Origin of the sequence: Nocardia sp. NPDC049707 (assembly GCF_040674855.1) — a bacterium.
Taxonomy (GTDB): domain Bacteria; phylum Actinomycetota; class Actinomycetes; order Mycobacteriales; family Mycobacteriaceae; genus Nocardia.
The window spans coordinates 179802-195009 of the sequence record NZ_JBFANN010000002.1 but is presented as its reverse complement, the minus strand read 5'-3'; the positions used below and the strand labels follow the sequence as shown (position 1 = coordinate 195009).

Here is a 15208-nt window from a genome sequence, read left to right as displayed (position 1 = left end):
CCGTGCCGTGATAGACGCGAATTATCCCGCAGCTCAGCACATTTCGTCCTGCGACCGTGGCCGCTGTCGAGTTGGAGACCCGCACGAATCGGCCGCGCCGACTAGGTGGGGATGGCGCCGAGCTGTTTCAGCTGTGCGAAGACGTCGACGACGCCCCAGATCTCGGCGATTCGACTGTTGGCGAAGCGGACGATGAAGATCTCGTTGTAGGTGACGGATTTGCCGGTCGGTGACAGGCCGCGGTACTCGCCCTGGTGGGTTCCGGTGACCGTGTTTCGGAAGACGACCTTGTCGCCCTCGGCGATCACATCCTCGACCGTGACGTGGATGTCGGGGAAGGCGCGAAGGAGCACCGCCCACACATTCTTCAATGCCTGTGCCCCCGTCGCGCCCATCGGCACTGGTGCGTGGAACAGGAAGTCCGGCTCGACGACCTCGTCGATCGTCCTCGCGATGACCTCCGCATCGCCGCTGTTGACGGCATCGTGGATGCGGCTGAACGCCGCTTTGTTGCTTGTTGCTGGATCCGTTGACATGTGATTTCTCCTCTACCTGTCGATCTACCTGCTGATCCGGCGCGGAACCGCCACCGTGACGAGTTTGTCCGGGTTGCGGATGGCGTAGAAGTTGGTGATCTTGTCGTCGCTGATTTCGATCAGGAAGACGCCTGCCAGCTGGTCGCCGCCGTAGACGGCCATCGCGGGCGTGTTGTTGCAGTTGACCATCTCGGTCCGCAGGTTCGGCGTCCTGCTCGCCTTGTGGAACAGCTCTATGACGCATCGGGCCACGTTCTCCGCGCCCACCACCGGCCGGCGCACCGCGACGGCCTTGCCGCCGCTGTCGGCGGTCCAGGTGGCGTTCGGAGCGAGGAGCGAGAGCAATCCCTCCGTGTCACCGGTGGCCGCCGCTGTCATGAACTGCTCGGTGATCTGCGTGATCTTCGGCGCGTCGACGGGCTCGAAGCGTCTACGCCGCGCCTGCACGTGCTCGCGGGCACGGTGCGCCACCTGACGCACCGTCATCACGGATTTGCCCACCGCTGCGGCGATATCGGCGTAGTCGAAGCCGAACACCTCGCGCAGCACGAATACCGCACGCTCGTCGGGAGTGAGTGTTTCCAGCAGCACGAGCATCGCCATCGACACCGATTCGGCGAGCACGACGTCAGCCGACGCGTCGTGCTCGTCGATCAGCAGCGGCTCGGGCAGCCACGGGCCGATGTAGTCCTCGCGCCGGCGCGCGCCGGCCCGCGCTGTGTTGAGCGCCTGACGGGTCACCAGCCGGGCCAGATACGACTTGGTATCGCGCACCGTCGTCAGGTCCACCTCGGCCCACCGCAGATAGCTGTCCTGCAGCACGTCGTCGGATTCGGTTGCCGAGCCGAGGATTTCGTAGACGATGGTGAACAGAGGCGGTCGCAGGACGGTGAACCGGTCGGCATGCTCGTCGGTCGTCATGTGGCCGTGACCACCGGTGTCGCGGAGGTCGGCTGCGCGGGGCGCGGGCCGCCCTTGGGCCAGATCAGGGAACCCGGCTTGCGGGCCTCGCGGCGGATCTTTCCTAACCCGATCTTGCAGGTCACCTCCTTGATCCGCGCGCCCATGCGGCCGCCGATATAGACGTTGACCGAAGTGTCGTCTTTGCGGGCGAGCTGTCGGATGCCGACACGCCGACCGAGGCTGATGCACGACCCGATGATGGCAAGGTTGATCACTGCGGGTTCGGTCCCTGCGATGTGGCTGAGCACGGTGTTGGCAGCCTGAGCCCCGAGTGCCCCGGCGGCCTGACTACTCATCCGCAGCGGCTGTCCCGACGGCGCGGCAGCGTCGCCCGTCGCCACGATGCGGTCGTCGTCGATACTGGTCAGGGTCTCGTCGGTGAGTAGCCGGCCGAGCACGTCGGTCCGCAGCCCGCTCTCGGCGGCCAATCGCGGTACGCCGAAACCTGTTGTCCAGACGGTGAGTGCGCTCGGACGCACCCTACCGGCGGCGAGGACGATCGCGTCCGACCGGACCTCGGTCACCACATCGCTCTCGAACACGGCAACACCGTGCCGGGACAGCCATGTGGCGACGTACTTGCGTCCCGGCGTGCTGAGTGACGGCATCAGGGTTGCGCCGCACACCAGCGTGACCGTTCGTCCTTGTTCGGCCAGTTCGGCGGCGGTCTCGATGCCGGTCGGTCCGCCGCCGACCACGGTGACCGGAGCATCGAGGGGCAACTCATCCAGCCGGGCGCGCAGCCGCTGCGCGGACTCGAATTCGGCGATGGGGAAGGCGAACTCGGCCGCGCCGGGCACGGATGGTATCGCCGCGGTGCTGCCGACCGCGTAGATGACATGGTCGTAATCCAGTGTGCGACCCGACGCCAGCCGCACCCTACGGGTCGCGGTGTCGATGCGGGTGGCACTGTCGACGAGCAACTGGATGCCCTCGCCGAGCAGCGTGTCGTAGTCGACCATCGCGTCGCCGGTGCCGGCGACGAACTGGTGCAACCGGATTCGATCGATGAAATTCGGGCGGGGATTGACCAGCGTGATGTCGATATCGGTGCGCATCCGCAGATGGTTGGCCGCGAGTGTGCCAGCGTAACCACCGCCGATGACTACGACTCTGTGGCGCGTGTGGTGTTCGGTCATGCCCTCAAGACACCGCTGCTCGCCGAAATATGACACGATACGACGTGACGTGCGTCACTGGCTGCTGGTGGAATGACCCAGTATCAGCGATGTCGGCGACCCCGGTGCGGCCGCCGTTGACATCGATGACCGTTCCATGGACGAGTCCGCATCGTCGGAGGCGAGGTAGGTGGCGGCGGCCGCGATGGTGTCGGGGGCGGCCGGATCGTCCGGCCGGGGTGCCGTGCCTCAGTGCTTCGGCAGGGTATTCGACCGCGAGGTCCCCATCGGGATCGGGATTACTCCCGGTGCGATGGTGATGCCGGACATGTTGGGCGACAACATGAGCACAGGGACTCGCGTCTTTTCGCCCGCCGTCGATATCCGTGTGCTCCGTGCCGAGTAGCTACGTGTCGGCGGGGGGTTGCAGGCTGATGCGGTCAGCGAGGGCGTCGACGGCGTCCGCGTCGGCGTACGCCTCGGTGGTCAGCTCGAGGAATGCGGCCCACCGGTTGATGCGTGGCGTCCAGCGTTGGATGAAGGCGTGGGCATGTTCGAACTCGCCCCGGGTGCCGCTTATTCGTGCACGCGCCGCTGCCTCGGTGGCGGCTTGGACGGTGTTCTGGGCCAAGGCCAATTGTTCGCGGCAGTGGTCGGCGTCGGGGACTTCCTCGCGCACGGTGTCGGCTTCGACGCGCAGGTTGAGGATGAGTCCGGCCAGTCGGGGATCGGCCGGTCCCGACCGTGGGGCAGCGGTGCCCGCGGCGATGGCCTTATCGCGGCGTTCGCGCCGCCGCCGCTCCCGTTTCTCGGCCAACGCCACTTGGTCACGGTAGGTTTCGGTGTCCGCGACGGTGACTAGGGGAAAGGTCAACGTTGCTGTCGCCGAGAGCTTTTCGGTGCCGTTGCCGTCACGGACCTGCATGGTGACCTGGTCCAGCGGCGGGGCAGGGTCGGGTTCGTCCTCGAGCCGGGCGTCGAGCACCGCGTTTCGGTATTCGATCATGATGTCGGCGACGACCCGGTCGAGCACCGCGGTACCGACCTCGACGTGGTTACTGCATGTGCGGCCGGTGCAGTCATCGGGAGTTCCGAATTCGCCGTCACCGGAGTCGACAATGGATTCCCCGGCTGGACCGCTGCCGACAATCTCCCAGCTATAGGTGTTGGATTGCGCTACCTCGGATCGCTCTACACAGTCCTCGGACATGGCCTGACCGTACTTCATCAAGGCACCGCGAACCAGGTTGTTCTCCGAAGCGGTCCGAACGCGTGCATCGCCGCACGATGAAATTCATCGGAGGGGGCCGGTACATGGATGGGCCTGGAAGAAATCCCGGACGATCCGGTTGGCGCTGATCGATGCGGTGGTGCCGACCAGCGGTTCGGGGCTCGTCCGCGGCCGGTGGTGCACCGTTTGCGCAGCATCAGAAGAACCATTCTTCTTCATGAGAGGCATGTTCTCTTCGGTGCGCGTGCGGTGGGCGCATGTCGATGGGGGGAAGAGCGGCCGAACTTGTCGGTGGCGTCCGCAATACTGTCACGTGCCGATGAATTCGAGCCGCCGGTCCCGTCTGAATCACTGTGGCGCGATCCGATGACTTGACAACGTGCCGCACCTATTCCTGTCGACATACTCTGGAGGTATACCCGATGTCAGCCGAACTATCCGCCCCCGCTTCGGGAGGGCGGACGCCGACCGTCATCCGGGTACTGGTACTCGCCACCTTCGTGGTGATCCTGAACGAGACCATCATGATCAATGCGATCCCGCGTCTGATGGCGGATCTCGAGGTCACCGAGCGGGCGGCACAGTGGGTCTCCACCGCATTCATGTTGACGATGGCCGCAGTGATTCCAACCACCGGCTGGTTCCTGCAACGGGTTTCGACCAGACGGGCCTATGCCGTGGCGATGGGGGTCTTCCTGGCCGGTACCGCACTGTCGGCCGTCGCACCGTCGTTTGCCGTGCTGCTGCTCGGACGGATCATCCAGGCCGGCGGCACCGCGGTAATGATGCCGCTGCTGATGACCACACTCATGACCGTGGTGCCCGAGCAGGATCGCGGCCGGGTGATGGGCAACGTCACCCTGGCCATTTCGGTCGCGCCCGCCCTCGGCCCGGTGGTCTCCGGGATGGTGCTGCAGATCGGTTCGTGGCGTTGGCTTTTCGTGCTGGTACTGCCGATCACGGCGGGCGTCACCTGGCTGGGCCTGCGTCGGCTGGAGAATATCGGTGAACCGCAAGCCGGGGCGATCGACTGGTCGAGTGTGATACTGGCCGCGCTCGGATTCGGTGGGCTGGTGTTCGGGCTCAGCCGGTTCGAGAGCGACGACCTCACCAGCCCGGCCCTGATCGCCGGGGCGGGTTCGGCCCTCATCGCGCTGTTCGTATTCCGTCAGCTGCGCCTGCAGCGCAACGGCACCCCGCTGCTGGATCTGCGGGTCTTGCTGTCCGGCACCTACGCGAAGGCGCTGGTGTTGATGTCGATCGCGTTCATGTCGATGCTCGGTTCGATGATGCTGTTGCCGCTGTACCTGCAGAACATCCGTGGTCTGAACCCGTTGCAGACCGGCCTGCTGGTGATGCCGGGTGGGTTGGCGATGGGTCTGCTCGGACCGATGGTCGGCCGCCTGTTCGACCGGTTCGGCGGGCGCGTACTGGTGATTCCCGGATCGGTCGGGATCGCCGCGGCGCTGGCCGGATTCACCCAGATCTCGATGTCCATGCCGTACTGGCAGCTGCTTGCCCTGCATATCCTGCTGATGGTGTCGCTGGCCACGACCTTCACCCCGGTCTTCACCCTCGGCCTCGGTGCGCTCCCGCGGCAGCTGTACTCGCACGGCAGCTCCATGCTCGGCACCCTGCAGCAGGTCGCGGCAGCGTTCGGCACCGCCCTGGTGGTGACGGTGATGTCGGCCCGCAGCTCCGGACTCGTTGCCGACGGCATCGACCCGATCACCGCGCACCTCGACGGCATGCGCCTGGCCTTCCTGGTCTCCGCTGCCCTGGCACTGATCGTGATCGCCGCGGCGGTGCTCCTGCCGAGCCGGGCGCCCGCCGTTCCGGAGGAGACCGACGAACTCGACACCGCAATCCCCGAATTGGTCAAGAGCTGACCACAATTCGGCACGACGAACCCCTGGCTGCATTCGCGGGGCCAGGGGTTTGGTGTCTCTGAACGAACGCCGATCGGTTCTCGCCAATCCGCTCGTCGCCCTGGTTTGGCGGTATCTGAACCGGCACGACGATGCATGCACGATTTCCGCAGTTGAGTTCGGTTCGGAATACAGCCCACAGACGCGGAAGCCGGTTGTTGCTCGCGGCAACCCGATTCGCTGGCAGTGCTCGACGAGCGGTGCGAGGCCTCACCTTCCGGCGTCGCGGACGCGGTTACAACGTGCCTGAAAACCCATTCAGCATTCCCGGGCACCAGCCTTCTCGGATGTCCTCCGTGCGCACCACGAGAGTGCGCACCTGGGTTTCCGGCCAGTGCCGTTGGCGTCCACGGACATTGGTTACCGGGGCCGCGCTCAGGGCCCCGGACCCGAGGCAGTGCCCCGAATAGACGGTAGCCTGCCAGCGGGCACCGACAAGGTGCTCAGACGCCTTCCTAGGCGTTGGCCTTCTCGTACGCCTGGGCTACTTCTGCTGAAATCCGGCCGCGGGCCGATACCGCGATGCCTTTCGCGCGGGCCCAGTCGCGGATGGCGACGGTGCGGGCGCGGTCGTTCGCCGTGCGCGCGGGCTGGCTCTTGCCCCGAGCCGCGCGGCCGATTTTGCGCGCGTTCGAGGTCCATGGCTCGAAGATGTCGCGCAGTTGGCCGGCATTGTCGGTGGATAGGTCGATTTCGTATTCGACGCCGTCGAGGGCGAAGGTCACTGTTTCCTCGGCAGGGGATTTGCCGTCGTAGTCATCGACGAGCGTCACAACGACCTTGCGTGCCATGGGCATTCCTTTTCGTGAGTGGACAGCGGGCAGAGGATTGTGAGCAGAGGATCGTGATCATAACGAGCGTCCGCACAACGATCGACGCTGCCCCGAATCGGCGATCGCAACCGGTTGTTCGGATGCGTCGCGGTGGTGTCGGTGCGGCATGGTGTCCCGGCGGTAGCGGACAAACTGCCCAACCCGAATGTGCGCACTTGTCGGGATTCGTTCCAGACGAAACGGTTTCGACCAAACGGTCGGTTCAGTGAATTGTCAGCGATCCACATCTTGATCGCTGGTGAGCGAGGGATCATTCGGGGTTTATTGCTCAATACCCGCCGAAACCGCTAGCCTGGCGACATGGTGGCAAACGACCTGCGGCGAGTTGACCTGCCTGGCAATCGGAGTGGCTCCGGGGTGGAGACAAGCCGAAGCGTTTGCCAATCGTGAGTGCGGTCAACGCCTTCGAACCCTCGGCGCCCCGCACTGAAGCACAGATCATTGCCCTGTGCAATCAGAAAGGCGGCGTCGGCAAAACCACCTCGACCATCAATCTGGGTGCTGCGCTCGCGGAATGCGGGCGGCGGGTGCTGCTGGTCGACCTCGATCCACAGGGCGCGTTGTCCGCAGGGTTGGGCGCGGTGCTGAATGACTTGCGATCGACGGTATATGACCTGCTCGGAGGGTCGGCATCGCAGATCGACGAGGTGCTGATCAAGACTCGCGTCGACAACGTCGATCTCTTGCCGAGCAATATCGACTTGTCCGCGGCGGAGATTCGGTTGGTACACGAGGTCGGCCGGGAACATTCGCTGCGGCGGGTACTCGACCCGATTCGGGACCGCTACGACTACATACTCATCGACTGTCAGCCGTCTTTGAGCCTGCTCACCGTGAACGCGCTGGCCTGCGCGGACGGAGTGATCGTCCCGATGGAGTGCGAGTTCTTCTCGCTGCGCGGGGTCGCATTGCTCACCGACACCATGGACAAGGTTCGGGACCGGCTGAACCCGCGGCTGAGCCTGTTCGGAATCGTCGTCACGATGTTCGATCAGCGCCTGCTGCACTCGCGTCAGGTATTGGCCCGGGTCGCCCAGGTTTTCGGCGACCGGGTCTACGACACGGTGATCTCGCGGACGGTCCGCTTTCCCGACGCCAGCGTTGCCGGTGAACCCATCACCACCTGGGCACCCCGATCCGCCGGCGCCGAGCAATACCGGGCTTTGGCCCGCGAGGTCATCCATCGGTCCGGCCGCTGAGGCCACTGCTACGAGGTGCATGCGACGTAGGTGACGTGGATGCTCGAGGTCCACAGGCTCTGGAATGCCTTGTGCCGTCCTGATTGTCGCATCAGATGGTGGGCTGGTGGGGAGTCTCGGTAGCGGTCGAATGCGGGCTTGATGTACGCGACGAAGCACGCGGCTTCTGTCGGCCGATCGGCGAGGACCGACTGTGCGATGGGACCGAACAGTCATACCGGGAACCGATCATCTGCCTCTTCGATGTCGGGGAACATCGACCGAACGAGTTGTTGCAGGCCAGCACTATCCACCAGGGATCGATGGTGTGGGGCCGCGGCGGGCTGCTCAGTCCCGGGTATCGCGGACAGCGGCTACGGCCTCGATCTCGACGAGCTGGTCATCGTAGCCGAGTACGGTCACACCGAGTAGTGTGCTCGGAACATCGTGCGCGCCGAAGGCATCTCGCACGACCTCCCAGGCCGATACGAGATCCGCCTGGGCCGCCGAGGCCACCAGAACGCGGGTGCTGATCACATCCTCGAGGGAGGCACCTGCTTCCGCTAGAGCGATGCGCATGTTCTCGACCGCCTTGCTGGCTTGCCCGGCGAAGTCGCCGATCGCTGCGGTCGTGCCGTCGGCGTTCAGCGGGCAGGCGCCGGCGAGGAAGATCAACCTCGAGTCGGCGGGGGCCGTGGCAGCATAGGCGTACTCGGCCACATCGGACAACGCATTCGATCGGATCAGGGTTACTGCCCGCGGCATAGCGCGCACGACCTTTCAGTGGTTGGTCCTCGCCGAACAGCGGAAGCTGCGGCGATGCAGAGATGCGCCCACCGATCTTGCGCAGGAACCGCACGCAAGTTACCTCCACCCGTGTCGGCTCCAACGCTGTGGGCCACCCGGTTGCTTCGGTGTGGCACAACCGTTGGTGACCGTGGCTGACGTTCTCGTCCGAGCGGGGGAAATACCTTGGGCCCGAGCCTCTCTCGCAAGGGCCATGCATCTCCTTGCCACTTCCAACGTACAGCCCAGAGGGGGGCTTGCGGCAAGGCCCCCCACGTGCCTCATACTGCCCGTCCGGTGCCGAAGTGAGCGAGGTCGAGATGCACGATGTGGTAATCGTCGGGAGTGGGCCGACGGGGATGATGCTGGCTGGCGAGCTACGGCTGGCGGGGGTGGACGTCGTCGTTCTCGAGCGGCGCGAGTCGCAGGGCCTGGCGGGCTCGCGCGGTGGCGGAATCCACGCCCGCACGATTGAGCTGCTCGACCAGCGCGGAATCGCCGACCGGTTCCTCGCCGAGGGCACAACGATGCACGCGGCCACGTTCGGCGGCACGAGGCTCGATCTGAGCGGCCTGCCCACGCGCCATCCGTACACACTGGCGCTGTTCCAGAACCACATCGAGCGGCTGCTGCTCCGGTGGGTCGAGGAGCTGGGGGTGCCGATCCGGCGCAGCACGGAGGTCACCGGCATCGTGCCGGACGACGAGGGCGTCGACGTTCAGCTTGCCTCCAGCGGATCGCTACGGGCTCGGTATGTGGTGGGCGCGGACGGTGGGCGCAGCGTCGTGCGGCGCGAGGCCGGCATCGAGTTCGTGGGCCCGGACGCGACGCGCAGCAGCCTGATCGCCGAGGTGGAGGTGACCGAGGAGCTGCCGCAGACCGGGAAGGTCGACGAGCGCGGCATCCACGGGCTGCACCCGATGGGCGACGGCACGGTGCGGGTGGTGCTGACCGAGGCCGAGCTGGGTCCGACTACGGAGCCGACGCTGGAAGAGCTGCGGCGAGGGTTGATCGGGGTGTTCGGCACAGACTTCGGCGTGCACAGCCCCACGTGGTTGTCGCGGTTCACCGACGCCACGCGGCAGGCAGCGTCCTATCGCGAGGGCCGGGTGCTGCTGGCCGGCGACGCAGCGCACGTGCACTCGCCCACGGGCGGACTCGGTATCGGCCTCGGGGTGCAAGACGCCGTCAACCTCGGCTGGAAGCTTGGGCAAGTAGTGCGAGGCGTCTCTGGCGAGAAACTGCTCGACACCTATCACGCGGAGCGGCACCCGGCCGGGGCGCGGGCGCTGAAGTACACGATGGCGCAGTCGCTGTTCCAAAAGGCCGACCCGAGGCAGGAGGCGTTGCGCGATCTGCTCGACGAGGTACTCGGCCGCGACGACGGCGCGGGCACACTGGTCGCGGCGCTGATCACCGGGCTTGACGTGGCCTACGACCTGGGTGTGGGACACCCGCTGCTCGGACGCCGGATGCCGGACCTCGACATCATCACCCCCGATGGCCCTGTGCGCGTGTTCGAGCTGTCGCACCAGGCCCGGCCGGTGCTGCTGGAGTTCGGCGGGCCGCGGCTGGACGCGGCCTGGACCGACCGGGTCCAGCACGTGTCGGCGACCTACAGCGGCGCGTGGGAGCTGCCGGTGGTGGGCGAGGTGGCCGCGCCCACGGCCGTCCTGGTGCGCCCCGACGGCCACGTGGCGTGGGTCGGCGAGGACTCAGCTGAGGGGCTCACCGAGGCGCTGACCACCTGGTGCGGCACGGCGAGCCGTTAGAGCGCTTGCCGACGTGCGGCAGTTGCGCGTTCACGAACCGCAGCGCGACATCACGACCAAATCCCTGCACGAAACGTGTTGTATGCGTAGCGAAGAGGAACGAGCGCTGCCATGCGGCATCGCACGAGCACCTGCACTGTCCCCGGTCTCCATGGGCCCCACGGCGACCTGGGACAGTTGTCCGGCCGACCAGGGCGCGAAGGCGCACATGAGGAGTACGGAATCGGCATGCAGATCGTGGCGTCCGCGCTCGGCACCTCGACCGGCTGAGGGTGCCGGCACGGGATGTCGGCCCGCCAGCTCGAAAACCCCAGGAGCGGAACACGTTAGAGTCAGAACAAGGGGCACGTAGCAATTCGGCGAGATGCGAGCCGATGCCAGCGGAATGCGCACAGGGCCGACATGCGGTCTTATTCGCTGGCCCCTCACAGGGCTGCGTATACCGCCTCGATCAGCCGGTATGCGCGGCGGTCGCCCGACAGCCAATCTCGGCGGAGGTTCGGGACGAAGGCGAAGGCCACCTGATGGTCGATGTCACCGATCGCGATCGAGCCGCCCGCCCCCGGATGGCCGAAGGCAGTTTCCCGGGCGGCGGGCGGCAGGGGCATGTTCTGGGACGCGCGGGCATACCCGAGACCGTAGGCCGATTCGAGCAGGAGCACCTCGTCGCGGCCGCGGACGCGTTCGCTGATCGCGTCATCGAGGATGTGTGGCGGTAGCAGTGCACCGGCGATCAGGTCACGATAGAAGCTGGCGAAGGCGCCGGCCGTGGTGACCAGTCCGGCGGCCGGCCATCCCCCGGTGAGGACCTCCGGCTTGTTGTAGGAGCCGCGGGGATTCGTGGTGGAGCGCATGATGAGCGAATTGGGGTCTGCGTATGCGCGCGCCATCCGTGTCACCGTCTCGCTGTCGATAGGTGCGGAGTCTCCGGTCCATTTCGCTTCGACTGCCGGTGGGGATGCCAGACGGGCGGTCTGTTCCAAGACGGGCCCGGCCGGGCCGATGTGGAGGTCCGCGTTGAGATGGCGGCGGGTGTACTCGCCGACCGTCGTTCCGGCGTGGCGGCGGACGAATTCGCCGGCGAGCCAGCCGAAGGTGAGGGCGTGGTAGCCGTGCCGGGTGCCCGGTTCCCAGACCGCGGTCTGGGTGGCAAGGATGGATGCCATCAGTTCCGGATCGGCAGCCTCGCGCGGGGAGATCGGCCGATCGAAGGCCGGTAGCCCGGCCGTGTGTGCGAGCAGGTCCGCGGTGGTCGTGGATTCTTTACCGGCACAGGCATACTCGGGCCACCAGGAAGCAACAGGGGCATTCATCGACACGCCGGCATGGGCACCGACCCGCAGCGCCGCCGTTGCCGTTACCGCCTTGGTGCAGGAGAACGTGACACACGGCGTTTCACGTTCCCATGCACGCCCAGTCGTCGCGTCGGCCGTCCCACCCCACAGATCGACCACCAGTCGCCCGCCCACGTAGACGGCAACACCGGCACCCAGATTCTGCCCGTCCGCAAAGCTCGCCTCGAAACGATCTCGAACTGCTCGAAATGCAGAGTCGACCCGACCCGATACCTGATCTACCACGCCACAAATTAGAACACGTTCTAGTTTTTGACGGTAGGGTGCTGATGACGGAGCAGCATTTGGCGCGGTCCGTAGTCGTTGAGCGCTTCCGTCTGGCCACTCCAGGTCCGACTCGGAACACGAGGTTGTGTAGGAGGGCGATGTCGTATTGCCGATCGCGCAGATCGCCTGCCGCCTAACGTATGTCGGCGGCATGGCATTCGATTCGGTCTTCGGCACCGGCTTCCACAGTGCGTCCGCGCGTGGCGTGCAACGACGGTTCGAGGTGTCCGGCGGGACCATAACGTGGTGGCCTGCTCGAGCCGGCCGCGCTGCCGTTGCCGCCGCCTGAAATATCAGAGCCGATAAACAGGCAGTATGAGTAGTAGCTACACGCCGTGCGATGTGTCAGGACCAGCCCGATGTCGTCTACGCGGCGGGATTGTCCATCCATGAGTACATATTCTGTTAGTGGATAGGTGAATCTCCCCTGCGGCAGACACGTGACTCAACACACTGACGGACAACAGATTTCCCCGGCTCGGGGTGGTCGGCTTCCGTGGCGGGATCAGTTCTGTGGTGCGGCGAGGTTGTTGCGGGCGCGCATGGCGACGTCGTTGGGGGCGGCGGCGATGACGGTGTCGAGCATGGCGCGTGAGGTTTGGAGTTCGTTGATGGCTGTCGTGATGCGGTCGCGTTCTTGGCAGAGTTCGGTGACGAGGTCCGAGCAGGTGGGGACGAGGCGTTGGTCGTCTTCGCGGAGGCAGGGCAGGACCGTGGCGATGGTGGTGGTGTTGAGACCGGCGGCGAGTAGGTTGCGGATCCGGCGGACGGTGGCGATGTCGGTGTCGGTGTATTCGCGATAGCCGCTGGGGCGGCGTTCGGGGTGGAGGAGTCCTTGTTGTTCGTAGTAGCGCAATAGTCGTTCGTGCACTCCGGTGCGACGGGACAGTTCACCGATTCGCATGTGACCTCGATCATCCGACCTTGACTCTGACATTCATGTCAGAGTTTAGCGTCCTGGTCATGAGGAAGAGTTACCTGATCCTGGCGGCGTTGTGCGCTGGGGTGTTCGTTGTCGGCACCTCCGAGTATTTGATCGCCGGTTTGCTGCCGCAAGTGGGTGCTTCGCTGGGTGTTTCGGTTGGCACCGCCGGTCAGGCCGTGACCGCATACGCACTGGGGGTGGTGATCGGTGGTCCGTTGATGGCGATGACGACCGCGCGACTGCCTCGCAAGGGCTTGGCGTTGGGGTTGATGCTGTTGTTCGCCGCCGGCAGCGCGATCAGCGCGTGGGCTCCGGCGTTTTCGGTGCTGCTGGTGGGCCGGGTGGTGTCGTCGCTGAGTCATGCGGCGTTCCTGGCGGTCGCGTTGGTGACCGCCACCCAGGTGGTGCCGCCCGAGCGGATCGGGCGCGCGATCGCGACGGTGGCTTCGGGTTTCACCGTGGCGACGCTGTTGGGTGTTCCGTTGGGCGCGTTGCTAGGTGAGCGCGCCGGGTGGCGGACACCGTTTCTCGTGTTGACGGTGCTGGCGGTCGCGGCGACCGCGCTGCTGGTGATGGTGTTCCCGAAGCAGCCGGCCCCGCAAGCCAGCATCCGAGACGAACTGCGAGTGGTGACCCGGCGGCCGGTGCTGTTGACGGCGGCGACCACAGCGGTCGGATTCGCCGGTGTGGCCACGGTATTCACCTATATCGCGCCGCTACTGACCGAGGTCGGCGGGTTCTCCGCGTGGCTGGTGTCGGTGCTGCTGCTGGCCTACGGTGCGGGCAGCTTCGTTGGGAACCTGGCCGCGGGGCGGCTGACCGATCGGTCGCTGAGCGCGACGGTGCGCGGGGTGTTCGGCGGGTTGATCGGGGTGCTGGCGATGTTCCCGATCGCGATCGTCTGGCGGCCCTCGGCAGTGCTGGCGGTGCTGGCGCTGGGATTGCTGGCCACCGCGATGATCGCGCCGTTGCAAGGGGTGATCCTCCAGCACGCTGGTGGTGCACCGACATTGGCGGTCGCGGTGAACGTGGGTGCGTTCAACCTCGGTGCCGCCGCCGGATCGATGCTCGGCGGCGCGATCGTCGCTGCGGGTGGGCTGCGCTGGACCGGCTTCGTCGCCGCGCTGCTGAGCCTGGCCGGGCTGGGCCTGTCCTATCTGGCCGTGCCGCGCGCGACAGCGAAAATCGCAGAGCCGGAACTCGTTTCTGCCGCGTGAACCGCACGACTCGTCAACTTCTGTGACAGGAGATCTGTGCTGCGCGCTGTTCGCATCGACCGCCGATTTCCCAGCAGCGAGAAGTTTGCGCCACCGATGCCGGGCGTCGGCGAACTACGGTGTGGCGGTGGTACTGGAACCGAATGACCGGTTTGCTGGATTCGTTGTGCAGGCTCGGCTTGGTCATGGCGGTAGCAGTGATGTGTATCTGGCCGAGGATCCGGAACGGGCACGGCAGGTATCGCTGAAGATTCTCGGGCCCGACGACAGCCGGTCACCCGAGGCGCGTGCGCGATTCGTGCACGAGTTCGACATCCTGTCTGTGCTGCGGCATCCCAATATCGTGCGGATGTACACGCACGGTGAAACCGACGGCAGGCTGTGGTCGGTGCACGAGTACGTGGCTGGTGCAACGGGGGCGACCTTGGTGCCGGCTCCGCACCGAGATCCGGACCTGCGGCGGGTGCTGCACGTGTTGGCCCGGGTCGCGGCGGGTTTGGATTTCGTGCACGCCAACGACATAGTCCATCTCGACGTCAAACCGGCGAATCTCTTGGTGGGTGCGGACGACCCCGTGACGGTGAAGCTTTCGGATTTCGATCAAGCCCGATGGCTGCATCGGCCCGAACCGCCCTTGGCCACCAACGGTTTCGTCGTCGTTTCGGTGCCGTATGCCGCGCCCGAGTTGCTCCAGGCCGGCGCGGTATGCCCGGCGACAGACCAGTACGCGCTGATCTCCACTGCCATCGAACTGCTCACCGGTCGCCCGCCGTTCCCCCGCGGAAATCTCATGGCCACCGCGCAGGCGCAGCTGCACGACCCGCCCCCGGAAATCTCCGCACGCCGACACTGGATCCCACCCGAGGTCGACACGATCCTGCACCGTGCACTCGCAAAGGATCCGAGCGCTCGCTACACCACCTGCACCGAACCCGTCGCCCTACTCACCGAGGCCCTACACGACGCCGACCCGCACGCGCACGCTCCCTTCCTGAAGCGTTTGAACGCTGCGTTCACTCGATCGCCGCTACTGCGAACCACCTTCGGGCGCAATACCTCCGGTCACGATTTCCGCGGAATTGATCGGCACTAGCGCCAT

14 protein-coding genes are annotated in these 15208 nt (G+C 65.9%); 6 read left to right on the top strand and 8 right to left on the bottom strand.

The genetic code is table 11. The features are described 5' to 3' along the window. Positions 1–101: 101 nt before the first annotated feature. The 4 genes from AB0J29_RS03405 to AB0J29_RS03390 all read right to left on the bottom strand — a co-directional run bounded on the left by AB0J29_RS03405 (position 102) and on the right by AB0J29_RS03390 (position 3845). A complete protein-coding gene (locus AB0J29_RS03405) occupies positions 102–536 on the bottom strand; it encodes an ester cyclase (RefSeq protein WP_364778456.1) in 435 nt (144 codons plus the stop codon). Between the two features lie 24 nt (positions 537–560). Beyond that, a complete protein-coding gene (sigJ, locus tag AB0J29_RS03400; protein ID WP_364778453.1) occupies positions 561–1457 on the bottom strand; it encodes an RNA polymerase sigma factor SigJ in 897 nt (298 codons plus the stop codon). Then, positions 1454–2638: an FAD-dependent oxidoreductase gene (locus AB0J29_RS03395; protein WP_364778450.1), complete on the bottom strand. Its 1185-nt coding sequence runs from the start codon at positions 2636–2638 to the stop codon at positions 1454–1456. The genes sigJ and AB0J29_RS03395 overlap by 4 nt, the downstream gene beginning before the upstream one ends. Positions 2639–3023: 385 nt before the next feature. Further along, positions 3024–3845, bottom strand: coding sequence for a hypothetical protein (locus tag AB0J29_RS03390; RefSeq protein WP_364778447.1), 822 nt, complete (start codon positions 3843–3845; stop codon positions 3024–3026). Positions 3846–4270: 425 nt separating this feature from the next. On the opposite strand from AB0J29_RS03390, the gene AB0J29_RS03385 reads away from it, so the two are divergent. Continuing rightward, positions 4271–5737 (top strand): MDR family MFS transporter, encoded by a 1467-nt coding sequence (locus AB0J29_RS03385; RefSeq protein WP_364778444.1) that lies wholly within the window; start codon positions 4271–4273, stop codon positions 5735–5737. Positions 5738–6231: 494 nt separating this feature from the next. Here the strand turns inward: AB0J29_RS03385 and AB0J29_RS03380 are convergent, their stop codons facing one another. Next, a complete protein-coding gene (locus AB0J29_RS03380; protein ID WP_364502784.1) occupies positions 6232–6567 on the bottom strand; it encodes an Lsr2 family protein in 336 nt (111 codons plus the stop codon). Positions 6568–6995: 428 nt separating this feature from the next. Between AB0J29_RS03380 and AB0J29_RS03375 the strand changes: the two genes are divergently transcribed. Beyond that, the gene (locus AB0J29_RS03375; RefSeq protein ID WP_364778441.1) at positions 6996–7808 is read left to right on the top strand and encodes a ParA family protein; all 813 of its coding nucleotides are present in this window, start codon (positions 6996–6998) and stop codon (positions 7806–7808) included. Positions 7809–8135: 327 nt separating this feature from the next. On the opposite strand, the gene AB0J29_RS03370 is transcribed toward AB0J29_RS03375, so the two are convergent. Further along, complete coding sequence (locus AB0J29_RS03370; RefSeq protein ID WP_364778438.1) at positions 8136–8552, bottom strand: Rid family hydrolase; 417 nt, start codon at positions 8550–8552, stop codon at positions 8136–8138. Between the two features lie 341 nt (positions 8553–8893). Here AB0J29_RS03370 and AB0J29_RS03365 point away from each other — a divergent pair, with 341 nt between their 5' ends. Both AB0J29_RS03365 and AB0J29_RS03360 read left to right on the top strand, forming a co-directional pair. After that, entirely contained in the window at positions 8894–10345 is a 1452-nt protein-coding gene (locus tag AB0J29_RS03365) for an FAD-dependent monooxygenase (RefSeq protein WP_364778945.1), read from the top strand. 111 nt (positions 10346–10456) lie between these two features. Then, the gene (locus AB0J29_RS03360; RefSeq protein ID WP_364778434.1) at positions 10457–10615 is read left to right on the top strand and encodes a hypothetical protein; all 159 of its coding nucleotides are present in this window, start codon (positions 10457–10459) and stop codon (positions 10613–10615) included. Between the two features lie 155 nt (positions 10616–10770). Here the strand turns inward: AB0J29_RS03360 and AB0J29_RS03355 are convergent, their stop codons facing one another. Together AB0J29_RS03355 and AB0J29_RS03350 are read right to left on the bottom strand one after the other, a co-directional pair. Continuing rightward, a complete protein-coding gene (locus AB0J29_RS03355) occupies positions 10771–11925 on the bottom strand; it encodes a serine hydrolase domain-containing protein (protein ID WP_364778431.1) in 1155 nt (384 codons plus the stop codon). 547 nt (positions 11926–12472) lie between these two features. Further along, on the bottom strand, positions 12473–12871 hold the full coding sequence (locus AB0J29_RS03350; protein ID WP_364778427.1) for a MerR family transcriptional regulator: 399 nt from the start codon (positions 12869–12871) through the stop codon (positions 12473–12475). A 20-nt stretch (positions 12872–12891) separates the two neighbouring features. Here AB0J29_RS03350 and AB0J29_RS03345 point away from each other — a divergent pair, with 20 nt between their 5' ends. Next, positions 12892–14109: an MFS transporter gene (locus AB0J29_RS03345; protein ID WP_364778424.1), complete on the top strand. Its 1218-nt coding sequence runs from the start codon at positions 12892–12894 to the stop codon at positions 14107–14109. 127 nt (positions 14110–14236) lie between these two features. Continuing rightward, the gene (locus tag AB0J29_RS03340; RefSeq protein ID WP_364778421.1) at positions 14237–15202 is read left to right on the top strand and encodes a serine/threonine-protein kinase; all 966 of its coding nucleotides are present in this window, start codon (positions 14237–14239) and stop codon (positions 15200–15202) included. The last annotated feature ends 6 nt before the right edge of the window (positions 15203–15208 follow it).

Excerpts from the sequence above, each read along its gene's own strand:
- sigJ (WP_364778453.1), bottom strand. The coding sequence starts at position 1,457 with ATGACGACCGACGAGCATGCCGACCGGTTCACCGTCCTGCGACCGCCT.
- AB0J29_RS03365 (WP_364778945.1), top strand. The coding sequence starts at position 8,894 with ATGCACGATGTGGTAATCGTCGGGAGTGGGCCGACGGGGATGATGCTG.
- AB0J29_RS03390 (WP_364778447.1), bottom strand. The coding sequence starts at position 3,845 with ATGAAGTACGGTCAGGCCATGTCCGAGGACTGTGTAGAGCGATCCGAG.
- AB0J29_RS03380 (WP_364502784.1), bottom strand. The coding sequence starts at position 6,567 with ATGGCACGCAAGGTCGTTGTGACGCTCGTCGATGACTACGACGGCAAA.
- AB0J29_RS03360 (WP_364778434.1), top strand. The coding sequence starts at position 10,457 with ATGCGGCATCGCACGAGCACCTGCACTGTCCCCGGTCTCCATGGGCCC.
- AB0J29_RS03405 (WP_364778456.1), bottom strand. The coding sequence starts at position 536 with ATGTCAACGGATCCAGCAACAAGCAACAAAGCGGCGTTCAGCCGCATC.
- AB0J29_RS03370 (WP_364778438.1), bottom strand. The coding sequence starts at position 8,552 with ATGCCGCGGGCAGTAACCCTGATCCGATCGAATGCGTTGTCCGATGTG.
- AB0J29_RS03385 (WP_364778444.1), top strand. The coding sequence starts at position 4,271 with ATGTCAGCCGAACTATCCGCCCCCGCTTCGGGAGGGCGGACGCCGACC.
- AB0J29_RS03350 (WP_364778427.1), bottom strand. The coding sequence starts at position 12,871 with ATGCGAATCGGTGAACTGTCCCGTCGCACCGGAGTGCACGAACGACTA.
- AB0J29_RS03395 (WP_364778450.1), bottom strand. The coding sequence starts at position 2,638 with ATGACCGAACACCACACGCGCCACAGAGTCGTAGTCATCGGCGGTGGT.